Source organism: Bartonella sp. JB63 (assembly GCF_002022665.1).
Classification (GTDB): Bacteria; Pseudomonadota; Alphaproteobacteria; order Rhizobiales; family Rhizobiaceae; genus Bartonella.
This window is the reverse complement of record NZ_CP019788.1, coordinates 663306-687923: the sequence shown is the minus strand read 5'-3', so window position 1 is coordinate 687923 and position 24618 is coordinate 663306. Positions and strand designations below refer to the sequence as shown.

The 24618-nt window shown below is 32.9% G+C and carries 18 protein-coding genes, 1 tRNA gene and 2 pseudogenes; 7 read left to right on the top strand and 14 right to left on the bottom strand.

Annotated elements, in window-relative coordinates; translation table 11 throughout:
- Positions 1–42: 42 nt before the first annotated feature.
- The 5 genes from BJB63x_RS02960 to BJB63x_RS02935 all read right to left on the bottom strand — a co-directional run bounded on the left by BJB63x_RS02960 (position 43) and on the right by BJB63x_RS02935 (position 4426).
- Positions 43–1098 (bottom strand): DNA polymerase III subunit delta', encoded by a 1056-nt coding sequence (locus tag BJB63x_RS02960; RefSeq protein WP_078718947.1) that lies wholly within the window; start codon positions 1096–1098, stop codon positions 43–45.
- Positions 1095–1736, bottom strand: a complete 642-nt coding sequence (gene tmk, locus BJB63x_RS02955; protein ID WP_078718946.1) for a dTMP kinase — start codon at positions 1734–1736, stop codon at positions 1095–1097. The genes BJB63x_RS02960 and tmk overlap by 4 nt, the downstream gene beginning before the upstream one ends.
- 52 nt (positions 1737–1788) lie before the next feature.
- Positions 1789–2973 carry a D-alanyl-D-alanine carboxypeptidase family protein gene (locus BJB63x_RS02950; RefSeq protein WP_078718945.1) on the bottom strand — a complete coding sequence of 395 codons (1185 nt, stop codon included), beginning with the start codon at positions 2971–2973 and terminating at the stop codon, positions 1789–1791.
- 67 nt (positions 2974–3040) lie between these two features.
- Positions 3041–3961, bottom strand: a complete 921-nt coding sequence (locus BJB63x_RS02945) for a septal ring lytic transglycosylase RlpA family protein (RefSeq protein WP_078718944.1) — start codon at positions 3959–3961, stop codon at positions 3041–3043.
- Positions 3962–4350: 389 nt separating this feature from the next.
- A tRNA-Lys gene (locus BJB63x_RS02935) sits at positions 4351–4426 on the bottom strand.
- Positions 4427–4881: 455 nt separating this feature from the next.
- On the opposite strand from BJB63x_RS02935, the gene rimO reads away from it, so the two are divergent.
- A complete protein-coding gene (gene rimO / locus BJB63x_RS02930; RefSeq protein WP_078718942.1) occupies positions 4882–6195 on the top strand; it encodes a 30S ribosomal protein S12 methylthiotransferase RimO in 1314 nt (437 codons plus the stop codon).
- A 38-nt stretch (positions 6196–6233) separates the two neighbouring features.
- Here the strand turns inward: rimO and ttcA are convergent, their stop codons facing one another.
- The 4 genes from ttcA to BJB63x_RS02910 form a co-directional block, all read right to left on the bottom strand.
- Positions 6234–7070 carry a tRNA 2-thiocytidine(32) synthetase TtcA gene (gene ttcA / locus BJB63x_RS02925; protein WP_442855949.1) on the bottom strand — a complete coding sequence of 279 codons (837 nt, stop codon included), beginning with the start codon at positions 7068–7070 and terminating at the stop codon, positions 6234–6236.
- 308 nt (positions 7071–7378) lie between these two features.
- Positions 7379–7996, bottom strand: coding sequence for a 30S ribosomal protein S4 (gene rpsD, locus BJB63x_RS02920; RefSeq protein ID WP_078719527.1), 618 nt, complete (start codon positions 7994–7996; stop codon positions 7379–7381).
- Positions 7997–8167: 171 nt separating this feature from the next.
- The gene (gene murI / locus BJB63x_RS02915; RefSeq protein ID WP_078718940.1) at positions 8168–8980 is read right to left on the bottom strand and encodes a glutamate racemase; all 813 of its coding nucleotides are present in this window, start codon (positions 8978–8980) and stop codon (positions 8168–8170) included.
- 7 nt (positions 8981–8987) lie between these two features.
- On the bottom strand, positions 8988–9809 hold the full coding sequence (locus BJB63x_RS02910; protein WP_078718939.1) for an RNA methyltransferase: 822 nt from the start codon (positions 9807–9809) through the stop codon (positions 8988–8990).
- A 283-nt stretch (positions 9810–10092) separates the two neighbouring features.
- Here BJB63x_RS02910 and sfsA point away from each other — a divergent pair, with 283 nt between their 5' ends.
- The 3 genes from sfsA to radC are packed head-to-tail and all read left to right on the top strand — an operon-like array spanning position 10093 to position 12450.
- Positions 10093–10806, top strand: coding sequence for a DNA/RNA nuclease SfsA (gene sfsA, locus BJB63x_RS02905; protein ID WP_078718938.1), 714 nt, complete (start codon positions 10093–10095; stop codon positions 10804–10806).
- Positions 10799–11629 (top strand): type I methionyl aminopeptidase, encoded by an 831-nt coding sequence (gene map, locus BJB63x_RS02900; RefSeq protein WP_078718937.1) that lies wholly within the window; start codon positions 10799–10801, stop codon positions 11627–11629. Before sfsA ends, map begins: the two co-directional genes overlap by 8 nt.
- Positions 11630–11646: 17 nt before the next feature.
- Positions 11647–12450: a RadC family protein gene (radC, locus tag BJB63x_RS02895; protein WP_078718936.1), complete on the top strand. Its 804-nt coding sequence runs from the start codon at positions 11647–11649 to the stop codon at positions 12448–12450.
- Between the two features lie 41 nt (positions 12451–12491).
- Here the strand turns inward: radC and BJB63x_RS02890 are convergent.
- Positions 12492–12703, bottom strand: a pseudogene (locus BJB63x_RS02890) (DUF3126 family protein).
- 807 nt (positions 12704–13510) lie between these two features.
- On the opposite strand from BJB63x_RS02890, the gene tyrS reads away from it, so the two are divergent.
- Both tyrS and BJB63x_RS02880 read left to right on the top strand, forming a co-directional pair.
- Positions 13511–14764 (top strand): tyrosine--tRNA ligase, encoded by a 1254-nt coding sequence (tyrS, locus tag BJB63x_RS02885; RefSeq protein ID WP_078718934.1) that lies wholly within the window; start codon positions 13511–13513, stop codon positions 14762–14764.
- 224 nt (positions 14765–14988) lie between these two features.
- Positions 14989–15468, top strand: coding sequence for a peroxiredoxin (locus BJB63x_RS02880; protein WP_078718933.1), 480 nt, complete (start codon positions 14989–14991; stop codon positions 15466–15468).
- Between the two features lie 10 nt (positions 15469–15478).
- Here BJB63x_RS02880 and prfB read toward each other — a convergent pair.
- From prfB to BJB63x_RS02865, 3 genes are all read right to left on the bottom strand, one after another.
- A protein-coding gene (gene prfB / locus BJB63x_RS02875; RefSeq protein ID WP_153300747.1) for a peptide chain release factor 2 occupies positions 15479–16604 on the bottom strand; the annotation gives its coding sequence in 2 pieces (ribosomal slippage) (positions 15479–16534 and positions 16536–16604; 1125 coding nt in all).
- A 152-nt stretch (positions 16605–16756) separates the two neighbouring features.
- Positions 16757–19222 (bottom strand): penicillin-binding protein 1A, encoded by a 2466-nt coding sequence (locus BJB63x_RS02870; protein WP_078718931.1) that lies wholly within the window; start codon positions 19220–19222, stop codon positions 16757–16759.
- Positions 19223–19378: 156 nt separating this feature from the next.
- Positions 19379–20608 (bottom strand): N-acetylmuramoyl-L-alanine amidase family protein, encoded by a 1230-nt coding sequence (locus BJB63x_RS02865; RefSeq protein ID WP_078718930.1) that lies wholly within the window; start codon positions 20606–20608, stop codon positions 19379–19381.
- Positions 20609–21176: 568 nt separating this feature from the next.
- On the opposite strand from BJB63x_RS02865, the pseudogene BJB63x_RS02860 reads away from it, so the two are divergent.
- A pseudogene (locus tag BJB63x_RS02860) lies at positions 21177–23265 on the top strand (Rne/Rng family ribonuclease); the annotation flags it as partial.
- Positions 23266–23890: 625 nt separating this feature from the next.
- Here BJB63x_RS02860 and BJB63x_RS02855 read toward each other — a convergent pair.
- Complete coding sequence (locus BJB63x_RS02855; protein ID WP_078718929.1) at positions 23891–24508, bottom strand: invasion associated locus B family protein; 618 nt, start codon at positions 24506–24508, stop codon at positions 23891–23893.
- Between the last annotated feature and the right edge of the window lie 110 nt (positions 24509–24618).

Sequence of the window (24618 nt, the reverse complement as noted above, 5' to 3'; positions counted from 1 at the left end):
GTAATCAAGGATACGATGACATAACGTTTGTTCATAACATTGTCACGGAAAAAGCTTATTTTCATGAATAATCTTATGAGTTTTAAAAAGAAGATTAATAATAAATTGCTTTTTATCAAGATTAAATGATTGCACTTCTAGTATTTCGTGAAAAATATTTTGCCACGTTTGCGCATATTTTTTTGATAAAAGCAGAGCCCCTTCTTTTACCAACATGATAGCTCTTTTTTGAATTCTATCAAGAATTTCATCACAAAATTGTTGAAATTGTATATCCGCATCAGATGATGAAATTGCTTGAGCAAGATTATGCACAATAATCGGATCGCAAATAGATTGCTCCAAAAGTTTATTAATAGTTTGTACAATTTCAAGTCCGCCACGACAAAGAAGTAATGCTGCTTTTCGAAGACTACCTTGAGATTTTTGAATGATTGTTTCAATATTTTGCGGGTCAATTAATACCTGATTGGAAAAAACTTGTGAGATAGCTTTTTTCATTTCATCATCATTTAAAGGTCTTAGAGAGATTTTTTGGCAACGTGAACGAATTGTTGGAAGTAACTTTCCTAAAGAATGAGAAATAATAATGAATAAAGTTTTTGTTGGAGGCTCTTCAAGTGTTTTAAGAATTGCATTTGTAGCATTTCTATTCATATTATCTGCGGAATCAATAATAATAATGCGCCACAAGCCATCTTGAGATGTCTGATTTAAAAAATGCTTGATATCGCTGATATCATCAACTGTTATATTTGTTTTGAACTTTTTTGTTGTTGCATCAAAACGATTTGAGATATGCCTAATACTAGGGTGACTACCCTGTTTAATTTGACGCCATATAATTGAATTTTGTTTTGGTTGTAAAAATTCATATTTTTGAGAGTTTAAAATATTCCAAGCAAGGTGAAATGCTAGTGTTGCCTTTCCTATTCCACGTTCTCCTTCAAATAATAGTGCATGAGGTAATCGCTCTTTTCTAAGCATTTGCGTTAAAAAATAACGAGTTTCCTCGTGACCAATGAGGATATTATTCTGTGAAGGTGATAAAATGCCGTCAATATCATCATATTGACGTAAAGAATTTACATCATTCATGGAGAAGCCAATATTACCCGATTACAAATGTCTTTTATTTGATCTGCAATTACTTCGACTGCACATGTTCCATCAATAACTTGAAATCTATGTGGTTCATGTTTTGCTAATTCAAGAAAAGCTTGACGTCTCTGTTCCTGGATATCCAGATCATCTTTTTCAAAATAATCAATTTTCTTTAGGTTTTTTCTTCGTAAATTTACACGCTCTATCCCAAATTTTGCAGGTATATCTAATAAAAACGTTAGATCAGGTTTTACTCCTTTTGTGCCAATATATTCTAAAATAGAAAGAGTATGTGTATCGACTTTATTATTTAGTCCTTGATAAACACGTGTAGAATCAATAAATCTGTCACATAAAACAATCTTTCCAACTTGCAAAGAAGGCTTGATAATTTCAGCAACATGATCGGCTCGTGCTGCTGTAAATAAAACCGTTTCAGTAAGTGGCCCATATTGTGCTACGCTACCTGATAATAAAATATAGCGTATTGCTTCTCCACCTGCTGTTGCTCCAGGTTCTCGTGTTGTAATAACATCATAGCCTTTGCTACCTAAATGTTGGGCAAGCAAAGAGATTTGGGTTGTTTTTCCTGCACCTTCTCCTCCTTCAAATGTAATAAAATAGCCTGACATGTACGAACCTTTGTCTAAATCTTTTAATTCCTTATTTTTGTACACATTTGCATTATAGATATTTCCATAAATATTTTCGTAATCTTCCGATTGTTACTTCATAAAGTGCATCTTTTACTTTTACAAAAAAATTTCCTTCTTGAACGTTTGCTCCAGCCCAAATTGATTTTTCAACAAGAAATTGTTTATCTGCAAAAATTTGAATAATACCAATTTTTTGCCCTATAGTGACAGGAGCTTTTAATGGACCATGATATCGAATTATTACTTTAACATCATTAAGAGTTTTTTTATTTGAAAGCATAAAATTTATTGGTTCATTAACAACAAGTGGGACAGAATTTCTTTCTCCACCATAAACAGAAGCATAACCAACAATCTCTTCTTTTGTAAAAACTGTTTTAAGATCAAAGTTTGTTAAACTCCATTGAAGAATTTGTTTTAATTCTTTTGTACGCTCTTTGTTATTTTGCAAACCACTAACTGCAAGAAAAAGGCGTTGCTGATTTTTGTAAGCAGAAATAACAGCTGAAAAGCCTGTTTCTTCACTATAGCCGAAACCTAATCCCTCTATTTTTACATCAGTTACTTCAGAAATAAGAGGATTTTTATTATATTGAGTAATTTTATTCCAGGTAAAGAGAGGTTCACTATAAAGTGCATAATAATCAGGATATTCATGAGCAATATGGCGAGCTAATGTGATTATATCACGTAATGTTATAAATTGCCCTTCTTCAGGAAACCCTGTTGAATTGACAAAATTACTGTTTAATAATCCAAGCTTTTTAGCTCTTTTATTCATCAATTTTGCAAAATTAGCTTCATTACCAGCTATTCCTTCAGCTAAAGTAATAGCAGCATCATTTCCATTGACAATAACGAGTCCGCGCAAAAGATCAAAAACACTAATTTCTGTTTTTTCCTTTGTAAACATGGTTGTTGTACCAGAAGGTGCTCCCCCTTTTCGCCAAGCATTTTCACTGACTTTAAATTTTTGTTCTTTATTTAAAAATCCTTTTTTAAGTTGATGAAAGACTGTTTCAGCTGTCATCAATTTCGTTAATGAAGCAGGAAAAAAAACAACATCACTCTGTTTTTCAAAGAGTATTGTGCTTGTATTATCATCGAATATCAGTAATTGTGATGCAGATGTTTGAAAGTTTTTTGTTTGCCCCTGTTCATTGAATATCAATATCCAAATTAAGGAAAATAAGACTCTCAATAAATGATTCATGCTGATTTTCCCTCTCTTTAAGAATCAACATAGAGGGATTTATTATACAAGAAAAGATTTATTCTTTTTAATAAAAGGGTTTTAAATTATAAGATAGCTTAATGTCATTTGGCTTATTGGGCCTACTTTTAATAGAAGCCATTTGATAAAATGATGCAGGTTTCTCAATCAAAACTGGACCAATTTGCGGCAATTGTATCAAAGTAGTCTTATTTGGCTGTTTTTGATTATTCGTATTATAATTATTTGTATTAAGGGCGAAAAATGCATTGTCTTTTTTTACTTCTGTTGTATCTGATAATGCCATCATCATGGATGGACTATAATTTCCAGGTTTATAAGAAGCCATTAAATATTCGCCATCATAATTATTAATAGGCGCTTCAGCAACATATTCTACTTTAACATCTGCTATGCCTTGATTTAAATAACCAAGCATTGTTGCAGCTTGTTTTGATAAATCAATAATTCTATTATTTATATAAGGACCACGATCATTCACTCTAACAATAATAGAAGAACCATTTTTTAAATTGGTGACACGAGCATAACTAGGTAACGGCAAAGTAGGATGAGCTGCAGTTAAAAGATTCATATTATAGACTTCACCATTTGCAGTTAAACGTCCATGAAAATATGAACCGTACCACGATGCTTGTCCAATACGCTGATAGGTTGGATCAGCTTTTGGATAGTAACACTTTCCTTTTATTTGGTAAGGTTTACCGATAACAATTCGTTTTGCAACTCTGTTTTTTGATTTGTTCTGCTCATTTAAAATTCTTTCAGGTACAGAAACGGCTTTAGCTTTTACCACTCTTTTGAAGACCTTATCATTATCAACACTTGTTGTATCAAAATTTTTTACTGAAAATTGTGTTATTTGATTTGCGCAAGCTGTCAATAATTGAGTTGCAGCTATTATAAAAATAAATTGAGACGTTAATTTAGTAATAAAGGCAAACTTTTCTTTAATATCTAAAAGCATTGATTAACCCGCTTATTTCGATTTACATTGTATACACAAATAAAACTGTATTCCTACATATGATTAAAGGAATTAATGCTACTGAAATCCTTATCCATGAGGAAATATATGTATTATTAAAATTTACTTTTAATCAAGAGGTTAATAAAAAATTAAAGAATATTTTTTATATTATTATAAAAAATAAATCAAATTTAGTAAAATTAATACTTTAAAAATAAAAATTTACTAACTTTATTACAGTAGAATATTATAATATAATATGTATATATTTTATGTGAATAACTTATAAACAGCTCTTAATTAAAATAGTATGACAGACATATTTAACGAATCAACTCAGGGATTTTCCACTAATTTTATATATGGAGAACGTTGAAAATAATCACTGGTGAGCGCGCAGGGATTCGAACCCTGGACCTACTGATTAAAAGTCAGTTGCTCTACCGGCTGAGCTACGCGCTCTCAAATAAGCTAATCTTGCTTACGGAAAGTAAATGGAACATACGATTGACTTTTCATTTGGTCAACACTTTATTAAAAAAAATACTATTTTCCAATTTTATTTATTAAAATTTTATTTACTTCGCTTACTTAATTATGATTGCGCATTACAACGTTTTCTCATTCCTTTCGTGTGTAGAAGAGAAATTATAATCTTACATTAGAGAAGCATAAGTTTTTATACTATATAGATAGTGAAAATTTATCGATATTAAAAACAGAATAATTGTTTGATATTTTATGGTATTTTTTTGCACTTTATGTTATGTGTGCTAACAGAGTAATTATAAAAAAATCCAAATTACTTCGTAAAAACTCTATTGCATATGTAGTATGTATAAAGATAAAAGCATTCAGATATTTAATTTTCTTTTTTTCCTTAATTAGATCTTCATAAAAAATTTACAGGAATTATTATGGTAGTGCCTTGTATTAGTTTTGTTTCTCTCGGTTGCCCAAAAGCACTTGTAGATTCTGAGCGCATTATTACACACCTTCGTTCTGAAGGTTATGAGATCTCAAATAAACATCAAGGAGCTGATTTAGTTATTATTAATACTTGTGGTTTTCTTAATTCTGCTCGAAATGAATCATTAGCCAATATTGATGAGGCTCTCAAAAATAATGGAAAAGTTATTGTAACTGGATGTTTAGGTGCTGAGCCTAATGTTATTCTTCAAGCACATCCTAATGTATTAGCAATTACTGGGCCACAGGATTATGAAAGCGTTATAAAAGCCGTTCATGCAGCAGTGCCTCCAATTCATGATCCTTTTATAGATTTAGTTCCTCCGGAAGGTATTCGTTTAACACCTCGCCATTACGCTTATTTAAAAATTTCTGAAGGATGTTCCAATCGATGTAGCTTTTGTATCATCCCTACTCTGCGTGGTAATCTGATTTCACAGCCTATAGGCGATGTTCTTCGCGAAGCAGAAAAACTTGTACAAGCAGGTGTAAAAGAAATTTTGGTTATTTCACAAGATACCGCTGCATATGGGATCGATATTAAATACGCTGAAAGCATTTGGAAAAATCGTGTTATTAAAACAAAGTTTTTAGATCTTTGTCGCGAACTAGGAGAGATGGGAATTTGGGTGCGAATGCATTATGTATATCCCTATCCTCATATTGATGAAGCTATTGAGTTGATGGCTGCAGGAAAAATTCTTCCTTATCTAGATATTCCTTTTCAGCATGCATCACCAACAGTTTTACGTAATATGAAACGTCCTGCTCATATCGAGAAAACAAGCCGTAAAATTGAACAATGGAGAAAAATTTGTCCAGATCTTACTTTGCGTTCAACATTTATTGTTGGTTTTCCAGGAGAAACCAACGAAGATTTTAATATGCTTCTTGAATGGTTGGAAGAAGTAAAAATTGAACGCGCTGGCTGCTTTAAATATGAGGCAGTAAAAGGTGCTGTAGCAAATGAGCTTGGATTAGAAAATGTTCCAGAAGAAGTGAAAGAGAGACGCTGGCATCGCTTTATGACAAAACAACAAAAAATTTCTTCACATCTTTTAAAGAAAAAGATTGGAAAAAGACTTCAAATTCTTATTGATGAAACGCAAGGTAAAACCGCTAAAGGTCGTAGTAAATATGATTCTCCGGAAATAGATGGTGTTGTGCATATATCATCTCGGAAATTACTTCGTGTAGGTGAATTTGTTACCGTTAAAATTGAGCAATCAGATGCTTATGACCTTTATGGTACTGTAGTTTAAAAATATTAAAAAATTGAATTTATTTTATTACCTTATAATTATAGTAAATTCTTAAAAGAGAAAAGTTTTTTATCAAGCAAATGACTCGGACGGACATTTGTCAAGGCGCGAATCATAGTATCTTTACGTCCTGGCATTTTTCTTTCAATATCATTGAGCATTTTTTTCATTGCATTACGCTGTAGGCCATCTTGACTCCTACAAAGATTACAAGGAACGATAGGGAATTGCATTGCTTGAGAAAATTTTTCTATATCTTCTTCAGCAGCATAGATTAGAGGACGCAAAACGAACAGATCTCCCTCATCATTTATTAGTTTTCCAGGCATAGCTGCTAATCGGCCTCCATGGAACAGATTCATAAAAAATGTTTCTAAGACATCATCACGGTGATGTCCAAGCACCAAAGCAGAACACTCCTCTTCACGTGCAATACGGTATAGATGTCCACGTCGTAACCGAGAACAAAGTGAGCAATATGTTTGTGTTTGTGCTAATTTATCTGAAACAATTGAATAAGTATCTTGATACTCAATGCGGTATGGAATCTGATGATAATTTAAAAAATCAGGAAGAATATGCTTTGGAAAACCTGGCTGACCTTGATCGAGATTACAAGCTAAAATGTCGACAGGTAGAAAACCACGCCATTTTAAATCAAGCAGAAGTGCCAATAAGCCGTAAGAGTCTTTCCCACCTGATAAAGCAATAAGCCATTTTTTCCCCGAAGAGAGCATAGAAAAATCATCTAATGCTTGCCTTATATGGCGCAAAAGCCGTTTGCGTAATTTATTAAATTGTACATTTGAAGGAGCAAGCCGGAACATCGGATGACAATCATCAGTCTTTTTTTCCAAAGGATCGCTTGTATCCATATTCTTTTCCATTACGCAAAATTTGATTAAAATTTTATTTATAATATCATAACTTTTTATATTACAACGGCTTAATTCTGTACTAGTAAATCATAATGCAGTAGCAATAGGCATAACATAGCCTAAATCTATATTAATTAATTTGCACGTTTGAATTATATAAGCAAAAACCGCTAAAAAACTCATCGCTATAGAAAATAGCAATAGATACCTTTAACTTCATCATCAAAGGTATTGCTAATGTTAATAAATACAAAAATTATCTCTAATAAATAAGCGAAAATTAAAACAATGATTTGTGATTATGCCTAACGAGAGTAAAATTCAACAACTAAATTGGGTTCCATATGAACAGCATAAGGAACATCTGCAAAAGCAGGTATGCGGGTAAAGGTTGCTTTCATTGTATTATGATCTATATCAATATACTCAGGTACATCACGCTCAGCTAATTGTATAGACTCTAAAACCAAAACAAGTTGCTTTGATTTTTCACGGATCTCAATCACATCACCTGGTTTACAACGATATGATTGAATATTTGTCCGTCGACCATTTACATTAACGTGACCATGGTTAATAAATTGACGAGAAGCAAAAATAGTAGGCACAAACTTTGCACGATAAACAATGGCATCTAAACGCGATTCCAAAAGACCAATAAGATTTTCACCTGTATCGCCATGACGACGAGCAGCCTCTTCATAAGTTTTACGGAATTGCTTTTCTGAAATATCACCGTAAAATCCTTTTAGCTTTTGCTTAGCGCGCAATTGAACTCCGTAATCGGAGAGTTTTCCTTTGCGACGTTGACCGTGCTGCCCAGGACCATATTCACGACGATTAACTGGAGATTTTGGGCGACCCCAAATATTTTCCCCCATACGGCGGTCAATTTTGTGCTTTGTTGATTCACGTTTACTCATCGCATTTCCTTTAAATAAAAAAATAAAACCAAAAATCAAATCTTAAGGAAACGCGCCCTCCTCTGTTTTCAAAAAACTGACAGGACAATCTGCGCTAATTGCAAAATCACCCACGGGACACGTCAATTAATGATCTATCTTACAAAAAATCTGCTGTGACTTCTAATTATCTTAGAATTTAAAGTCAACTCCTTTCATTATATTTAACTGAAACTTTTGCAACAAATACTCAGTTGAAGAACTTATATTTTGTGAAGTAAACAATGTAAAATCTTTATGTTTTTTCATATTTTTGTTTTGTATTTTGATTGGTAATAAGGATCTTATGCGTTTAGCTACAGCTTTTGCCGGATCAATCCAATCAACTGGCCATAGAGCTTGTTCACGAAATAAATTGATCAAAAAAGGATAATGTGTGCAGGCTAAGACAATAATATCAGTTAATTTGCCATTTTTTTCAATAAAGCATGGCAAAATTTCGTGGCGTAATTCTTCGTGATTGATAGGATATCCACGTAAATAATTTTCAGCAAATTCTGCAAGCTTTTCACTTCCGACAAGTTGCACATGACATTGACCAGCAAAAGAATTGATTAATTCATGCGTGTATGTACGTTTAACTGTACCAGGAGTTGCTAATACTGAAATCATACCAGATTTTGTTTGTTCAGCTGCCAATTTGATTGCAGGTACAGTTCCTACAAAACGAATATTGGGAAATTTTTGTCGTAAATCTTCTATCATTAATGTAGAAGCTGTATTGCAAGCAATTACGCATAAAGCAGGATTATAAAGTTCTAGAAGATATGCAAAAATCTTTAAAATACGGTGTCTTAAAATTTCTTCTTCCCAGATGCCATAAGGAAATCCTGCATCATCAGCAACGTAGATAAATTGGTATTCCGGGACAAAACGGCGTACTTCTCTCAATACTGTTAGTCCGCCAATACCACTATCAAAAAAAAGAAGAGGTTGTTCACTCATTAGTTATTCACATTTTTTTTAATTTCTTGCGATTATCCCCTTTCGGGGCTCCACTACCTCTTGGAAATTTAGGCAAAAAATGATCTAGTGAAGATATAACTCCTCGTAGGAGCTGAATTTCAGATTCACTAAAATTTGCGCGCGTAAAAACAGAGCGTATATTTGTAACCATTACTTCTTTACGCTCTTGAGGTCTAAAATATCCACGAACATCCAGAGCATCTTCTAAATGCGATAAAAAACCATGGAGTGTCGCTTTATCAGCTGGTTTTAGCTTTACTGCACGAAAAGCTGTATCATTCAAATTTTCCAAACCTGATTTCATCCATTCGTAAGCTATCAACAAAACTGCTTGTGCTATATTAAGTGATGCGAAAGCAGGATTAACTGGAAAAGTAATAATTTCATTAGCAAGGCTAATTTCATCATTTTTCAATCCCCACTTTTCTCTTCCAAATAAAATACCTGTCTTATGACCAATATTCTCATAATAACGCAAAAAATTTGCTGCTTCTACAGCACTTTTAACAGTTTTAAAACCGCATCTCTCACGCGCTGTCGTAGCATAAACATAATTTAAATCTGAAATTGCATCACGTAATGTATCAAAAATTAGTGTATCATTAATGACATGATTTGCTTTGCTAGCAGTAGCCTTAACTTTTTCATTTGGAAATATTTCTCGTGGTTTTACAAGCCGAAGCTTTGATAAACCAAAGTTAGCCATCGCTCTTGCTACCATACCAATATTTTCTGATAATTGTGGTTCAACTAAAACAATAATTGGACCATTCGTTACATTTCGACACTTCCTATTTGTTCCAGCCATTCACTTCACCAATTTCTATAAATTATACCCTCATTTTTAATTTTTTGAATGCAATTTTAAAAGTAAGTATTTTATGAAATAACTTTGATTGAGGGTAGCTGTAACTAATTTATTTTTGCAATTGATTCTATTTTATTAATTGGATAATCTACATAAACTTTTGAAGGAAAATGACTTAAATTTATAACAATAATATTTTAATTACAAAGACGTTATAAAGTGCTGAGATAATATTATTATGATCTGAGTTGAATTATAATCTCATGCAATTTAATAAGATTGTATGTTCTTTGTTTCTAAACTTCATCCTGCAAAACTTATTTGCCGTTATAAACGCTTCCTTGCTGATGTCAAAAAGAATGATCAACACATCTTTACAGTTTCCGTTCATAATACTGGTTTGATGCTTGGATTAACAGCTTCTGATTCTAATGTTTGGCTTTCATATAATGATGATCCAAAACGGAAATATCCGTATCAATTAGAAATTGTTGAAGCAGATAACACTTTAGTTGGTATTAATACAACCTTAGCAAACAAACTCGCTTTAGAAGCAGTTCAAGATGGGATATTGCCGGAATTTAGTGAATATAAAACAATTTTGAGTGAGCAAAGCTATGGGCAATCACGTATTGATTTTCTCTTACGCAATAGTGATTTTTCTGAATGTTATTTAGAAGTAAAAAATGTCCATTTCGTTCGCCAAAAGGGATTAGCAGAATTTCTAGATACCATAACAAAACGTGGTGCACTTCATCTTGAAGAGATCATAAAAATTGTGCAACAAGGAAGACGAGCTGCAATGTTATACGTAATTCAACGAGAAGACTGTTTAGCTTTTACAATTTGCCATGACCTTGATCCCATTTATGGGTGTAAATTTGATCTAGCATTAAAATCAGGGGTAGAATTTTATGCTATAAAATGTCACGTAAGTGTCGAGGGTATTTTTCCGATTCACCAAGTAAAGGTAGAAAATAGCAAAAAAAATGGTTAGTTATATTGAATATAATAAAGCTCCCTTAAAATTTAATGGACAAATTCGTATTTTTGATGATTACGCTTTTTCTCAAATGCGTAAAGTGGGTCGTATTGCAGCAGAGTGTCTCGATGCACTTACCGACATTATTAAACCTGGTATTACAACACAAGAAATTGATAATTTTGTTTTTGTTTTTGGAGCTAAGCGAGGTGCTTTGCCAGCTGATCTGAATTATCATGGATATAGCCATTCATGCTGTACATCTATTAATCATGTTGTTTGTCATGGCATACCAAATGAAAGACCTTTGCAAGAAGGCGATATTGTCAATGTTGACGTAACATTTATTCTTAATGGTTGGCATGGAGATTCAAGTCGTATGTATCCCATTGGAAAAATTAAGCGTGCTGCAGAGCGTTTATTACAAATAACTCATGAAAGCCTCATGAGAGGAATTGCTGCAGTAAAACCCGGAGCAACTACAGGCGATATTGGCGCTGCTATTCAGCATTATGCAGAATCTGAACGCTGTTCAGTTGTAAGAGATTTTTGCGGACATGGAATTGGTCAGCTTTTTCATGATGCACCAAATATTTTACATTATGGAAAACCAGGCGAAGGCGAAGAACTTAAACAAGGTATGATGTTTACTATTGAGCCTATGATTAATCTTGGTAAACCACAAATTAAGATTTTATCTGATGGTTGGACTGCTGTTACTCGTGATCGTTCTCTTACAGCACAATACGAACATACAATTGGTGTAACAAATGAAGGATGCGAAATATTTACTCAATCTCCTAAAAACATTTTTTATACTTTAAATTCAAATGCTTAAATAAATGTAGAAATATTATGGCAAAAAAAACCAATAAAAATGGAAGCGCCAAAAACAGTCACTTTGAACTAACATCAAATGTTCCATCTCATCTAGCACCACAAATGCCACAAGCGAACAATAAAAAACTTAGTAAAAATTCAAAGGTAAATGAATATTATCAAGGACATCGTGAGCGTCTTCGTAAACGCTATTTAAAGACGAAAGGTAATGCTATTGAAGATTATGAGTATCTTGAATTATTGCTTTCTCGTACTATTCTTCGAGCAGATATAAAACCAATAGCTAAAAACTTATTAGCGAGTTTTGGTTCATTAGCTGATGTATTGAAAGCTGATATTCATCGGCTTCAAGAAATTGAAGGATGTGGTCCGGCTACTGCTATCGATCTGAAAATTATTTCAGATGTAGCAGGACGTCTTGCTCGTGCACAATTGTATAAACGTGATATTTTTTCATCATGGGATAAAGTATTAGCTTATTGCAAAGCTGTGATGGCTCATGAAACGCGTGAGCAATTTCGTGTGTTATTTCTCGATAAAAGAAACGGCTTGATTTCTGATGAAGTACAACAAACTGGAACTGTTGATCATACTCCTGTTTATCCTCGTGAAGTCATTTCTCGAGCTTTGGAATTATCTGCATCAGGATTGATCTTAATTCATAACCACCCTTCAGGTAATGCTTCACCTTCTAAAGCAGATATATCAATGACATATAGATTAAAAGATGCTGCAAACGCATTAGAAATCACTATTCATGATCACATTATTATTGCACGTAATAATTATACAAGTTTTAAAGAATTAAAGCTTATATAAAAATTCACTAAAGAGAAATTTCATTTAATTACAATCATGTGTCAGTTTTCTAAGTCGATACCTAATATAGCCATGGAAAAATTATAAGATATTTCATTCTCTTCTTCATCGCGATAAATAATGCCTAAAAACTCATCTCCGATATAAACTTCACAAGAATCATCTTTTTAGGTCGTGCCTTTATTTTTAAGGATGAATTTTGAAACTTTTTTTTAAAATAACTATCGAGTTTTTTTATTTCGTTAACATTCACTACGCTCTCCTGTATTTTAAGATGACCAGATAATAACCTATTGATCAATAAGCTGTTCTTAAGACCATTGTAAAGATAGAAGATTTAGTTTAAATTCTCAATCAATAATCCATATAATAAGAAAGATTACCTTTTATAAACTCCACTAAATGATATTTACACAAAATTTGTAATATTAAAACTTGTTCGACAAACACATAGCAGAAACACTTCATCAGATGCATAAATAAAAATTCGGTACTCATTATATCTTTCAGAGCTGTTATGATATACATATTATGTATTTCATTTAATACACCATTAATTGTTATTTACTTTTTATAAAATCTTAGAGGAAATTTTTGTTTGGATTTTTACTAATTTTGATATCAAAAAAACTAAAAAACAGGAGATTTATGGTAAATATATAATTCATTCAATGAATTAGTATAATTGATATCTTATAGTTAAGATTATTAATTCATTATTAAATGCGATATTATTAATTTTAAATTATTATAATTATTTTATAAATCTCATAATTGCGATTATTGCAATTTTTTTATAAAAACCAGTATATTGTATTTTTGTAAAAAGTGAGCAATTGAATTATGCATTAAAACTATGAGATTTTGATAAAGATTTAAAAAAAAAATAAAAATACATAATTATATTGTTTTTTTGTAGTTTCTTCTTTTATCAATCTATCATTATATTAGCTGAAATTTCTCGTTTCTTATCGATTGTACACTATTTGATGATAAAAAATTGCATTAAATGCGTAATATATAAACATAAAAAAACATATAATTATAGGGAACAAGATCCATGTTTGCTTTTAAGTCTGAATTTTTACATATTTTAAGCGAACGGGGATTCATTCATCAAATTTCAGATAAAAAAGGTTTAGATAACCTTTTTTCAAAGGAGACTATAACTGCTTATATTGGGTTTGACCCTACAGCTTCTAGCCTACATGCTGGAAGTCTTCTTCAAATTATGATGCTTTATTGGTTGCAAAAAACTGGTCATCGTCCTATTGTATTAATGGGTGGTGGAACAGGCTTAATTGGTGATCCATCCTTTAAAGATGAAGCTCGATGTCTTTTAACATACAATGATATTGCTGAAAATATCACGAGCATTAAAAAAATATTTGCCAATTACTTGACATTCGGTGATAAAAAAACTGATGCATGTATTGTAAATAATGCTGAATGGCTATGCCGTTTAAATTATCTAGAATTCTTGCGTGATGTAGGGAAATATTTTTCAGTTAATCGCATGTTATCATTTGATTCTGTTCGACTTAGACTCGAACGTGAACATTCTTTATCATTCCTTGAATTCAATTATATGATTCTGCAAGCTTATGATTTTGTAGAGCTTAATAAACGTTACAGCTTACTGGTACAAATGGGTGGTTCTGATCAATGGGGTAATATTGTAAATGGTATTGAATTAGGTCACCGCTTAGGAACACCACAATTATACGGTTTAACTTCACCATTGCTTACAACTTCTTCTGGCGCAAAAATGGGTAAGTCACTAAGTGGTGCTGTATGGCTCAACGTAGATATGCTTTCTCCTTATCAGTTTTGGCAATATTGGCGTAATACAGAAGATCTTGATGTTACACGATTTTTAAAGCTTTATACGACATTACCAATGACAGAGATTTCCAAACTTTCTGCATTACAAAGCACTGAAATTAACGAAGCAAAAAAGATTCTTGCAACAGAAGTTACAGCAATGTTACATGGTCGTGCTCTCGCAAATGAAGCATTAGAAACTGCGCGTAAAACTTTTGAAGAAAAAACATTTGGAGAAAATCTTCCAAGCATTAAAATCAATGCTACAGAATTAAAAGTAGGTATTGGATTGCTTACTCTTTTAGTACAGGCAGGACTTGCTAAATCAAATAGTGAAGCACGTCGGTATGTTCAAGGTAGCGGTGTACGTGTAAATGATCAAATTATTGAAGATGAGACGCATCTTATTGTTGAAAAAGATGTCAATCGAAATGAAGTAATTAAGCTGTCTTTTGGTAAGAAAAAACATGTTTTAGTTAAGCCAATTTAATCATTTATAATTGCTTAGTTATTTAAATAGTTTCTTGGATTGATAAATAAAAAAACTTATATTTGGTACTGAATCTATGCAATTCATTTCTAATTATACTGGTACACCAATATTATAATAGGAAAAAGCTTTTTGAATAATTTGTTATATAGTTGAATAATTATTTTTGCTATATATTCGTATTTATTATGGAATGATTTTATATAACAAAGAGAGATAACGTAATGACAAGACTAATGAAGGGTGATATCGCTCCTAATTTTAATTTGCCACGTGATGGTGGAGGTCAATTATGTCTTTCTGATTTTAAAGGAAAACCAGTTGTCTTATATTTTTATCCAAAGGATGATACAAGTGGATGCACAAATGAAGCCATTAATTTTACTCGATTGAAAGAAAAATTTGATGAAATTGGGGTCACTATTATTGGTATGTCTCCAGATAATATTGCTAAACATGATAAGTTCAAAATAAAACACAAACTTGATATTATCCTTGTTTCAGATGAAGAAAAAACTACACTTGATGCTTACGGAGTTTGGGTTGAAAAAAGCATGTATGGACGTAAATACATGGGTGTCGAACGGAGCACTTTTTTAATTGATGCAACTGGAAAAATTGCTGAAGAATGGCGTAAAGTTAGCGTATCTGGACACGCTGAAAATGTTTTAACAGCTGCATACTCCATGTGTTCTGTGCAGTAATGCTATATAATCAATTAATATCTTCAAGCGCTTGTTTTCCGTGAACACGTTGGGCAAGTGCTGCTTCTATAAATGTATCTAGATCACCATTTAGTACAGTTTGTGGATCAGTATTTTCAATTCCTGTACGCAAATCTTTGACAAGTTGATACGGTTGAAGAACATAAGATCTAATTTGATGTCCCCAACCAATTTCTGTTTTAGAAGCCTCAACCGCATTAGTTTCTTCTTCTCTTTTTTTTAATTCCTCTTCATAAAGGCGTGCACGCAACATCGACCAAGCTGTTGCTCGATTTTTATGTTGAGAGCGCTCTGTTTGACATTGAACAACAATACCAGTTTTTATATGCGTAATACGTACTGCAGAATCTGTTGTATTAACATGTTGTCCTCCAGCGCCTGATGCACGATATGTATCAATACGAACATCCGCCTCTGATAGATTAACTTCAATATTTTCATCAACAACCGGATATACCCAAATGCTTGCAAAAGAGGTATGTCGTCTTGCATTTGAGTCATATGGCGAAATACGAACTAAACGATGAACACCCGATTCTGTCTTTAGCAGACCATAAGCATTATGCCCTTTTACAAGAATAGTAGCTGATTTGATACCTGTTTCTTCACCATCATGAGTTTCTAGTATTTCAACTTTCATTTTATGTTGTTCAGCCCAACGAGTATACATACGCAAAAGCATAGAAGCCCAATCTTGACTTTCTGTTCCTCCTGCTCCAGCATGAATTTCTAAATAAGTATCATTTGAATCTGCTTCTCCTGAAAGAAGCATCTCAATTTGTCGCTTATATATATCGCTTTTAAGTTGAAGTATTGTATTTTCAGCTTCAGTAATAATTCCCACATCATTTTCTTCTTCACCCATTGCTATTAGTTCGATACATTCTTCAAGTGTTTGTGTAAATAACTGAGTGCTATTCATCGAATCTTCAAGATTTTGACGTTCACGCATCAAATTTTGCGCTTTTTGTGCATTATTCCAAAGCAATGGATCTTCTACTTTTTGATTAAGATATTCAAGTCGTTTTAGTGACTGGTCCCAGTTAAAGATGCCTCCTTAGTAAACTAATTGCTTGCTGAATTTCATCGACTAATGTTTCTATTTCTGCTCGCATAATTTAATACCTTAGCCATTATTTAAAATTATAATTTTTTAGATTTTTCTACTCTAATAATTTTGTAAAGTTATTTATTCCATCTCAATTATGAATAACAAGGGCAAATATTATTTCACATCTATCTAACCTATTAAAAAATTACTTTCCAATTAATATAATCCACCGCCACCATCTTGAAGAGCTTTATTCACTTGTGGAGAAGTGGTAACTGTTGGGACCCCTTCTTGAAAAAAGTCTGTTCCACCAATCACTTGATATATATCAGCAGGGCCAGTTCCTGGTTTAAATGCTTCTATGATAACGTCATCATCTTCTGTTTGAGCGAGCATACCTGTTTTGCGATTAATTGGCATTAAAATCATATCTTCTGGCACTTTAAACGGTACATCTGGTTTGTCTTTCAAAGCAGCTTGTATAAACTCACCAAAAATTGGTACCCCTAATGAACTTCCTGTTCCGTTATATCCCAATGAAGCTGGTTGATCATACCCCATGAAAACACCGACCACGAGATCAGGTGTAAATCCTATGAACCATATATCTTTAGAATTATTGGTTGTACCTGTTTTACCAGCGATATGTCGATTAAGATAACGTAAACGTGCGGCTGTACCACGTTGAACAGCTCCTTCCATCATAGATGTAATTTGATAAGCTGTCATAGAGTCAAGAACTTGATCTCGTTCATCAATTAGTGTTGGTTCGCTTTGATTGTTCCACGATTGAACATTACAATTTTCACATAGACGATTATCATGACGGTAAATAGTTCTTCCGTAACGATCTTGAATTCGATCTATGAGAGAAGGTTTAATAGAACGTCCACCATTAGCAATAACTGAATAAGCTGTTACCATCCGTAAAAGTGTTGTTTCTCCAGCTCCTAAAGCCATGGGAAGGTAAGGTTGCAATTTATCTGTAAGACCGAAACGTTCTGCATATTCAGAAACAAGAGGCATGCCCATATCATTGGCAAGTCGTACAGTCATAAGGTTACGAGAATACTCAATTCCATAACGTAATGTAGAAGGTCCTGCAAATGTACCACCATAATTTTTAGGTCGCCAGATTTGCCCATTAGTTTGACGCACCTCAACAGGACCATCTAAAATTACTGATGCTGGTGTATATCCATTATCAAGTGCTGCAGCATAAACAAAGGGCTTAAAAGCAGAACCTGTTTGGCGATAAGCTTGCGTTGCACGATTAAATTGAGATTCAGAAAAGGAAAATCCTCCTACCATTGCAAGAACACGTCCTGTATGAGGTTCCATAGCAACAATAGCCCCTTCAATTTTTGGGATTTGTTGTAAACGGTAAATATCATTACTATTTGATATTTTTTCAACAAAAATAACATCTCCAACATGCAAGACATTCGATAAGTTATGAGCAGTTTTCCGATGACCATTTTTGTCAATAGCACTCAGTGCCCATTTTGATTCAGACTCGGATAATAAAGCAATTTCTTTTTTTTGTGATAGTAAAACTGAATTTTGACGCTGTGGTTGCAAACCAATCTTTATTGTATTTCCCGCAGTAGAAAGAACAACTGCTAAACGCCATTCAGGTAAATCGCTTAGAGCAGTAATTCCTTTGAGCGCAGTATTCCAATCATCTTGAATATTGATATGTTTATAAGCTCCACGCCATCCTTGCAAATGATCAAATTTAATTAAGCCATTTCTCAAAGAACGCTGCGCAATAAGCTGCAAATTCGGATCAAGTGTTGTGCGAACTGAAAGCCCACCTTCATAAAGGGTTGTAGCTCCATAGTGATTTATTAGATAACGGCGTATTTCTTCAGTAAAATAATCAGCAGCAAAAACATAGTTTTCACGACCACGTATTATTGTTCCCAAAGGCTTTTTTTTAGCTTGCTCACCTTGTTCTGGTGTTACATATCCATTTAAAATCATCCTATCTATAACCCAATTTCTCCGATCAATAGCACGTTGTGTATGCTTAAATGGATCATAATTTGCTGGACCTTTAGGAAGAGCAGCTAAATAGGCACATTCTTCTAAAGAAAGTTCACTCACAGACTTATTGAAATAAGCCAGTGAAGCTGCTGCAATGCCATAAGTAGAACGACCAAGGTAAATTTCGTTGAGATAAAGCTCAAGAATATGATCTTTTGAATAAGTTTTCTCAATACGCATTGCTAAGATAGCTTCTTTTAGTTTACGTTCAAGTGTTGCATCTGAACTTAAAAGAAAGTTTTTGGCGACCTGCTGTGTAATTGTTGAAGCTCCCTCTGGACGTTGGCCAGAACCAATGTTCATAATATTTTTGATTAGAGCCCTAGAGAGCCCTTGAGGATCTAAACCGAAATGATGGTAAAAATTCTTATCTTCAGCTGAAATAAAAGCTTCTTTAAGAATTTTCGGTATTGATTTGATTGATAAATAAAGACGATGTTTTGTAGCAAATTCTGCCATAAGATGACCATTTGCAGCATGAACACGTGTCATCACAGGTGGCTCATATAGTGAAAGAACCTCATAATCAGGAATCGCTTTAGCTTGACTAGGAGTCATTATAGCAAACATCATTATTCCACAAAGCGCAATAGCTTTAAGAAAACTGAGAAAATATCTAAAAAAAATCATCATTGAAATAGGTATCACTTTCTTTAGAATTAGATCAGAAGAAACATATTTTATTTGTTGCTGATAGGATGTAATTTTCACTGAATTGAGACAAATACAAGATTATTATTTATTTTTCATACTAAGATTAATATCGTTTACTCTAATTTCCCCATATATTTAAAGCGATTGCATAATTTTCTGTTGCTCTGCTGCAAATTGGCGAATGGAATCAGCAATAGCAACAATCATTCGTTTTCTCCATTGAGGATCATTTAATAATTGTTCATCCTCTTTATTAGATAAATAGCCTATTTCTATCAAAACAGAAGGAATATTTGAAGCTTTTAAAACTAGAAAATCAGCATATCGATGAGGTTTATTTATTAAATTGATTTTATTCTTTGATAAGTTCAAAATAACACGATCAGCGAAATTAATCGAGAACATTTGAGTTTCACGTCGAATAAGATCAATTAAAATATCTGTAACTTCTGGTATTTCTTCTGCTGTTAATCCATCAAGAAGATCTACTTTGTTTTCATGATCAGCTAAAGATTTTGCAATCGCATCAGATGCTTTATCAGAAAGAGTATATACTGTAGCTCCGCGCAAAGAATGAATATTAATACTATCTGCATGAATAGAGATAAAAAGATCAGCATCAAAATCTTGTGTTTTTTTGACTCTTTCGCCTAATTTTAAAAATTCGTCAGCATCACGTGTTAAAAAGACATGAATATTAGAGTCTTTTTCTAATTCATCCCGTAATGCACGAGCAAAAGTAAGTGTTATATTTTTTTCTAAAATTCCAGTAATACCTCGTGCACCACTATCACTTCCACCATGACCAGGATCAAGAACAACACGAAAATGACTCTTTGTATTTGTTTGTTTTGTTATATCATGATGGATTTGTTGTTGATTTTTCAATATTTCATTAAAATCTTTCTGTGAGTTTTGAGTAATATCAATTAATATTTGCCATAAGCCATTGTCTAATTTTTTCACTCTACTATTTTTTATGGCAAAAGTGGTTTTACTCGTAAAAATAATGCGCGAAGCTCGCATATCAGAAGAATCATAATGCACATCCAATAGCATATCTGATAACATATTTTGGTTATTTGGAAATTTATTCTGCATTGAAAAATCAACCATCGGTAAATTAATAACTAAACGTGTAGGTGTATCTAAAATCTTTAAGTGAAAATTGGGTTCAGCATTAAAAACTGCAATAATACGTGTGGATGAGTTATCACTAATGGTTCTTAAATTAATAAGTTTTAATGTATTAGCAGCTTGAATATGAACCTGAAACATTAAAAAAAGTAATGAATAGCATGCAAAATGTAAAAAAACATTCCTATAATCAGTTTTCGACTTTTTGCTAAAGAATCGTTTAATCATTAGTTTCTTATTTGTTATTACTTTCAAAGTATACGTTATGTTTTTCAATTAGATGCTGAATTTTTTAGCCATAAATATCAAAAAAAATCAAATTAATGCATTGATTATATTGTTGTCTTTTCTAAGATTTATATTATTACTTGCCAAAAGCATAATATCAACATAAAAGAATACCTTAAGATTCTTAGGCGATATAATCATCTAATATTGACAAATTTATTGATAATTCGTGTTAAGTTGTCTTTAAAAGGTTTATCGCATACTATGCATTTAGGCTTTTTATTAAGCGAAAAGTCTTTATTCCTCAATAAGTAGGATTGCGTTATTTAAGATTCATTGGTTCGGTTATCTGAACTATTTTCGAAATTGTTTTGCCGGAGACTTCAAAATATGAGTCACATAAAACAGACAGAAAAAATAGTAATAAGTGCTATAATGTGTTTGTGCATAAGGATCTGTTCTGTTACATCGGCCTCCTTTTTTTATGGCAGACAGCTCTTTATTTTTGCAAATAGTTTTACTGTTGGTTTGAATAAAGTTATGCATGTTGCCTTCAGGATTTTAACTTATGTCAAACAAAATGCTTATCGATGCCTCTCATCCAGAGGAAACACGTGTTGTTGTCGTTCACGATAATAAAATTGAAGAACTTGACTTTGAGTCAGAACATAAAAAACAACTTAAAGGGAATATTTATCTAGCACGTGTTTCGCGTATAGAACCATCACTTCAAGCTGCTTTTGTTGAATATGGTGGTAACCGTCATGGTTTTTTAACCTTTGCAGAAATTCATCCTGATTATTATCAAATTCCTATTGCCGATCGTCTTGCTCTTCTTGAAGAAGAGAAGGCTGCTATTAATGAAAGCTATGATGATGATCCCATTGAAGAAACAACACAAAACAAAAAACGCTTAAAGACAACAAAAAAAGATAAAAGCAATAGTGTTATGGCAACGGATATTGAAATTGATATCATATCTGAAGAAATTATAGCTGATGATACCGAAGAAATACTTGATTTTTCTAATGATTGCATTGAAATGGTTGGGTCAGAAGATGCACTTGAAGAATTACCTACCTATCGCCGTAAACAGGGACGTCAATATAAAATTCAAGAGGTAATTAAACGTCGTCAAATTTTATTAATCCAAGTCATTAAAGAAGAACGTGGTAATAAAGGTGCAGCACTTACGACTTATTTGTCATTAGCTGGTCGCTATTCTGTTTTAATGCCTAACACAGCTCGAGGGGGTGGTATTTCACGGAAGATCACTAATATACAAGATCGCAAACGTCTTAAAGAAATTGTAAAAGAATTAGCAGTTCCAAAAGGTATGGGAGTTATTTTGCGAACAGCTGGAGCGAATAGAACAAAAGCTGAAATTAAACGTGATTATGAATACCTCATGCGGTTATGGGATACTATTCGCACCTTGACACTTGAATCAACAGCGCCATGTCTAATTCATGAAGAAAGTAACCTTATAAAGCGTTCTATTCGCGATCTTTATAGTAAAGATATTAATGAAATTCTTGTTGCAGGTGATCAAGGATACCGTGAAGCTAAAGACTTTATGCGCATGCTTATGCCAAGTCATGCAAAAGTTGTTCAACCCTATCGTAATCCTATTCCTATTTTTGCACATAATGATATCGAGACTCAGCTTGATAAAATTTTGCATCCACAGGTTAGTTTGAAATCTGGAGGCTATCTTGTAATTAATCAAACAGAAGCACTCGTCGCTATTGATGTAAACTCTGGTCGTTCTACTAAAGAACATTCTGTTGAAAAAACAGCATTACAAACCAATCTTGAAGCTGCAGAAGAAATAGCGCGTCAATTACGTTTACGTGATCTCTCAGGTTTAATTGTGATTGATTTTATTGATATGCTAGAAACCCGTAATATTAAGCTTGTAGAAAAAAAATTGAAAGATTGTTTAAAGAACGATCGCGCTCGTATTCAGGTTGGTCATATTTCACATTTTGGCCTTATGGAAATGAGTCGTCAACGTATTCGTGTATCTGTTCTAGAAAGCACTACACAACCTTGCCCGCATTGCGCTGGAACTGGAAGTATACGCTCTGAATCATCGATCGCTTTACATGTTGTGCGTTCTATTGAAGAGTATCTTCTCCGAAACTCACAGTATAATATTATTGTACGCACACCCGTAGAGACAGCACTCTATGTGCTAAATCATAAACGCAATATTCTTGTTAATTTAGAGATGCGTTTTGGGCTTAATATTAATATTGAAGCAGACAATAATATTGGAACGCAGCATTTTGCTATTTCTAAAGGCTCAATAGCAAAGGGAAAATCTTTTTCTTCGGCAGTTATCGAGGATAATGATAAAAAAGAAATTGAAAATGCTGTCTCAATTACAAGCAAAACTAATGAAAATACAACATCAGTTGAAAATAAAAAACGACGTCAGCGTAAAAAAAACCAAATTGAATCTAATAACGATAGCATTCTTTCTAATGTTCATAAAAATGACACTCAAAATGATGATGCCCGTCGTCGTGGACGTCGTCGTGGACGCGGCGGAGGTTGGCGTAATCAGAATAATAATTATCAGTTTCCTATTCCTTATGCAGAACCTGTTGGAGATTTCGCCAAGCAAGCTTTAGAAGAAATTAAAGCAGAATATCGCCAGTATAATATTCCAGCAGCTGAGCCCGTTGGATTTAATAAAGATACCCGTTATAAGAGGCACTTAATCAGCACACAGCAGAAAGCTCATATTGCTATCAAATCTACAAAGCATAATGTGAAGTCTTCAGATTCTGTAAAAAATAAATGGAATCTTGCAAAGGACAAAAATATAATAACATTAAAACAAGAAGAATTTGTTGAAGAAAAATTAGTCACCAAATTTAATCAGCAGTCTAAAATAAAAGAAATAAATGAATTCACAAATGAAGTGAATGAAAAAATTTCTATAAATACAAAAAAATCAAAGCTAAGGGCACGAAGAAAAGCAGAGACTGAGAAATCTGTTCAAACGACTAAAATAACAGAACAAGAACCTGTAATCAAAAAAATTGTTGAACAAATTCCTCCTACAGTTATAACAGCACCTACTGAGCCTGTTGTGACCTCATCAGGGGTAGAAACTGAAACTGATAAAAAAACTGAGCGTGTTGGTTGGTGGAAACGCAAAGGTTTTTTCTCAAAAAATAAGTAATGAAAAACCGCTATGGAGATATTCTATAGCGGTTTAAATGAACAAATATCAAAAGATACCTTTAAAAAGCTTTTCAAACTTTTTCTTTAATTTATTATTTGTTTTGCCTTTTCTTGTTCAGCTCTCATACGATCTTCAATCTCTTTTTGCTTTGACTGAATGGCTTGCTGCAATTTTGTTTGTTCTTGTTGGAAAGCCTTTTCATCTATACCAGGACCTGTATATGCATTGGTAAATCCTTTAAGAGAAAATTCTATAGGATTGGCTGTACCGCGGAAATTAACAGTTGTTATAACCATTTTTGAGCCAGCTTTCATAGCAGAAATTAGTTTATCATCTAAAACATCATTGGCAATACAGCTCGTTCCATTACAAATAACATAAGGAATTTTTTTAGAGAAATCATTCCCAATTTGAATATGAACACCTTCTGGTAATAAACGTCCCGTAGGCACTTGAAGACCTATGCGTTTTTCATTTTGTTTGCCCTTTATTTCGACTAAATTAATAGCTGTCAAAGGCTGACCGGTCTGTGATACAATAGTGTTCATGGTATTACAAATATCAACATCATGCTGTTTATTGCAAACTTTATACCATCCTTGAGATAAACTCTGTGCATTTGTTGGAGTATGGATGGAAAGAAAAGAAGCAATAGCTCCAGCTAATAATGAAATAGAAAAGTAAATATTTTTATGCGACATGATTAAGTTAATCCTTTCAATACGCTTTTAGAATAATTTCCTAAATATAATAACTTCCAGATAGAACATTAAACATAATTTTCAATTAAGTATAATTAAATTATAGAATG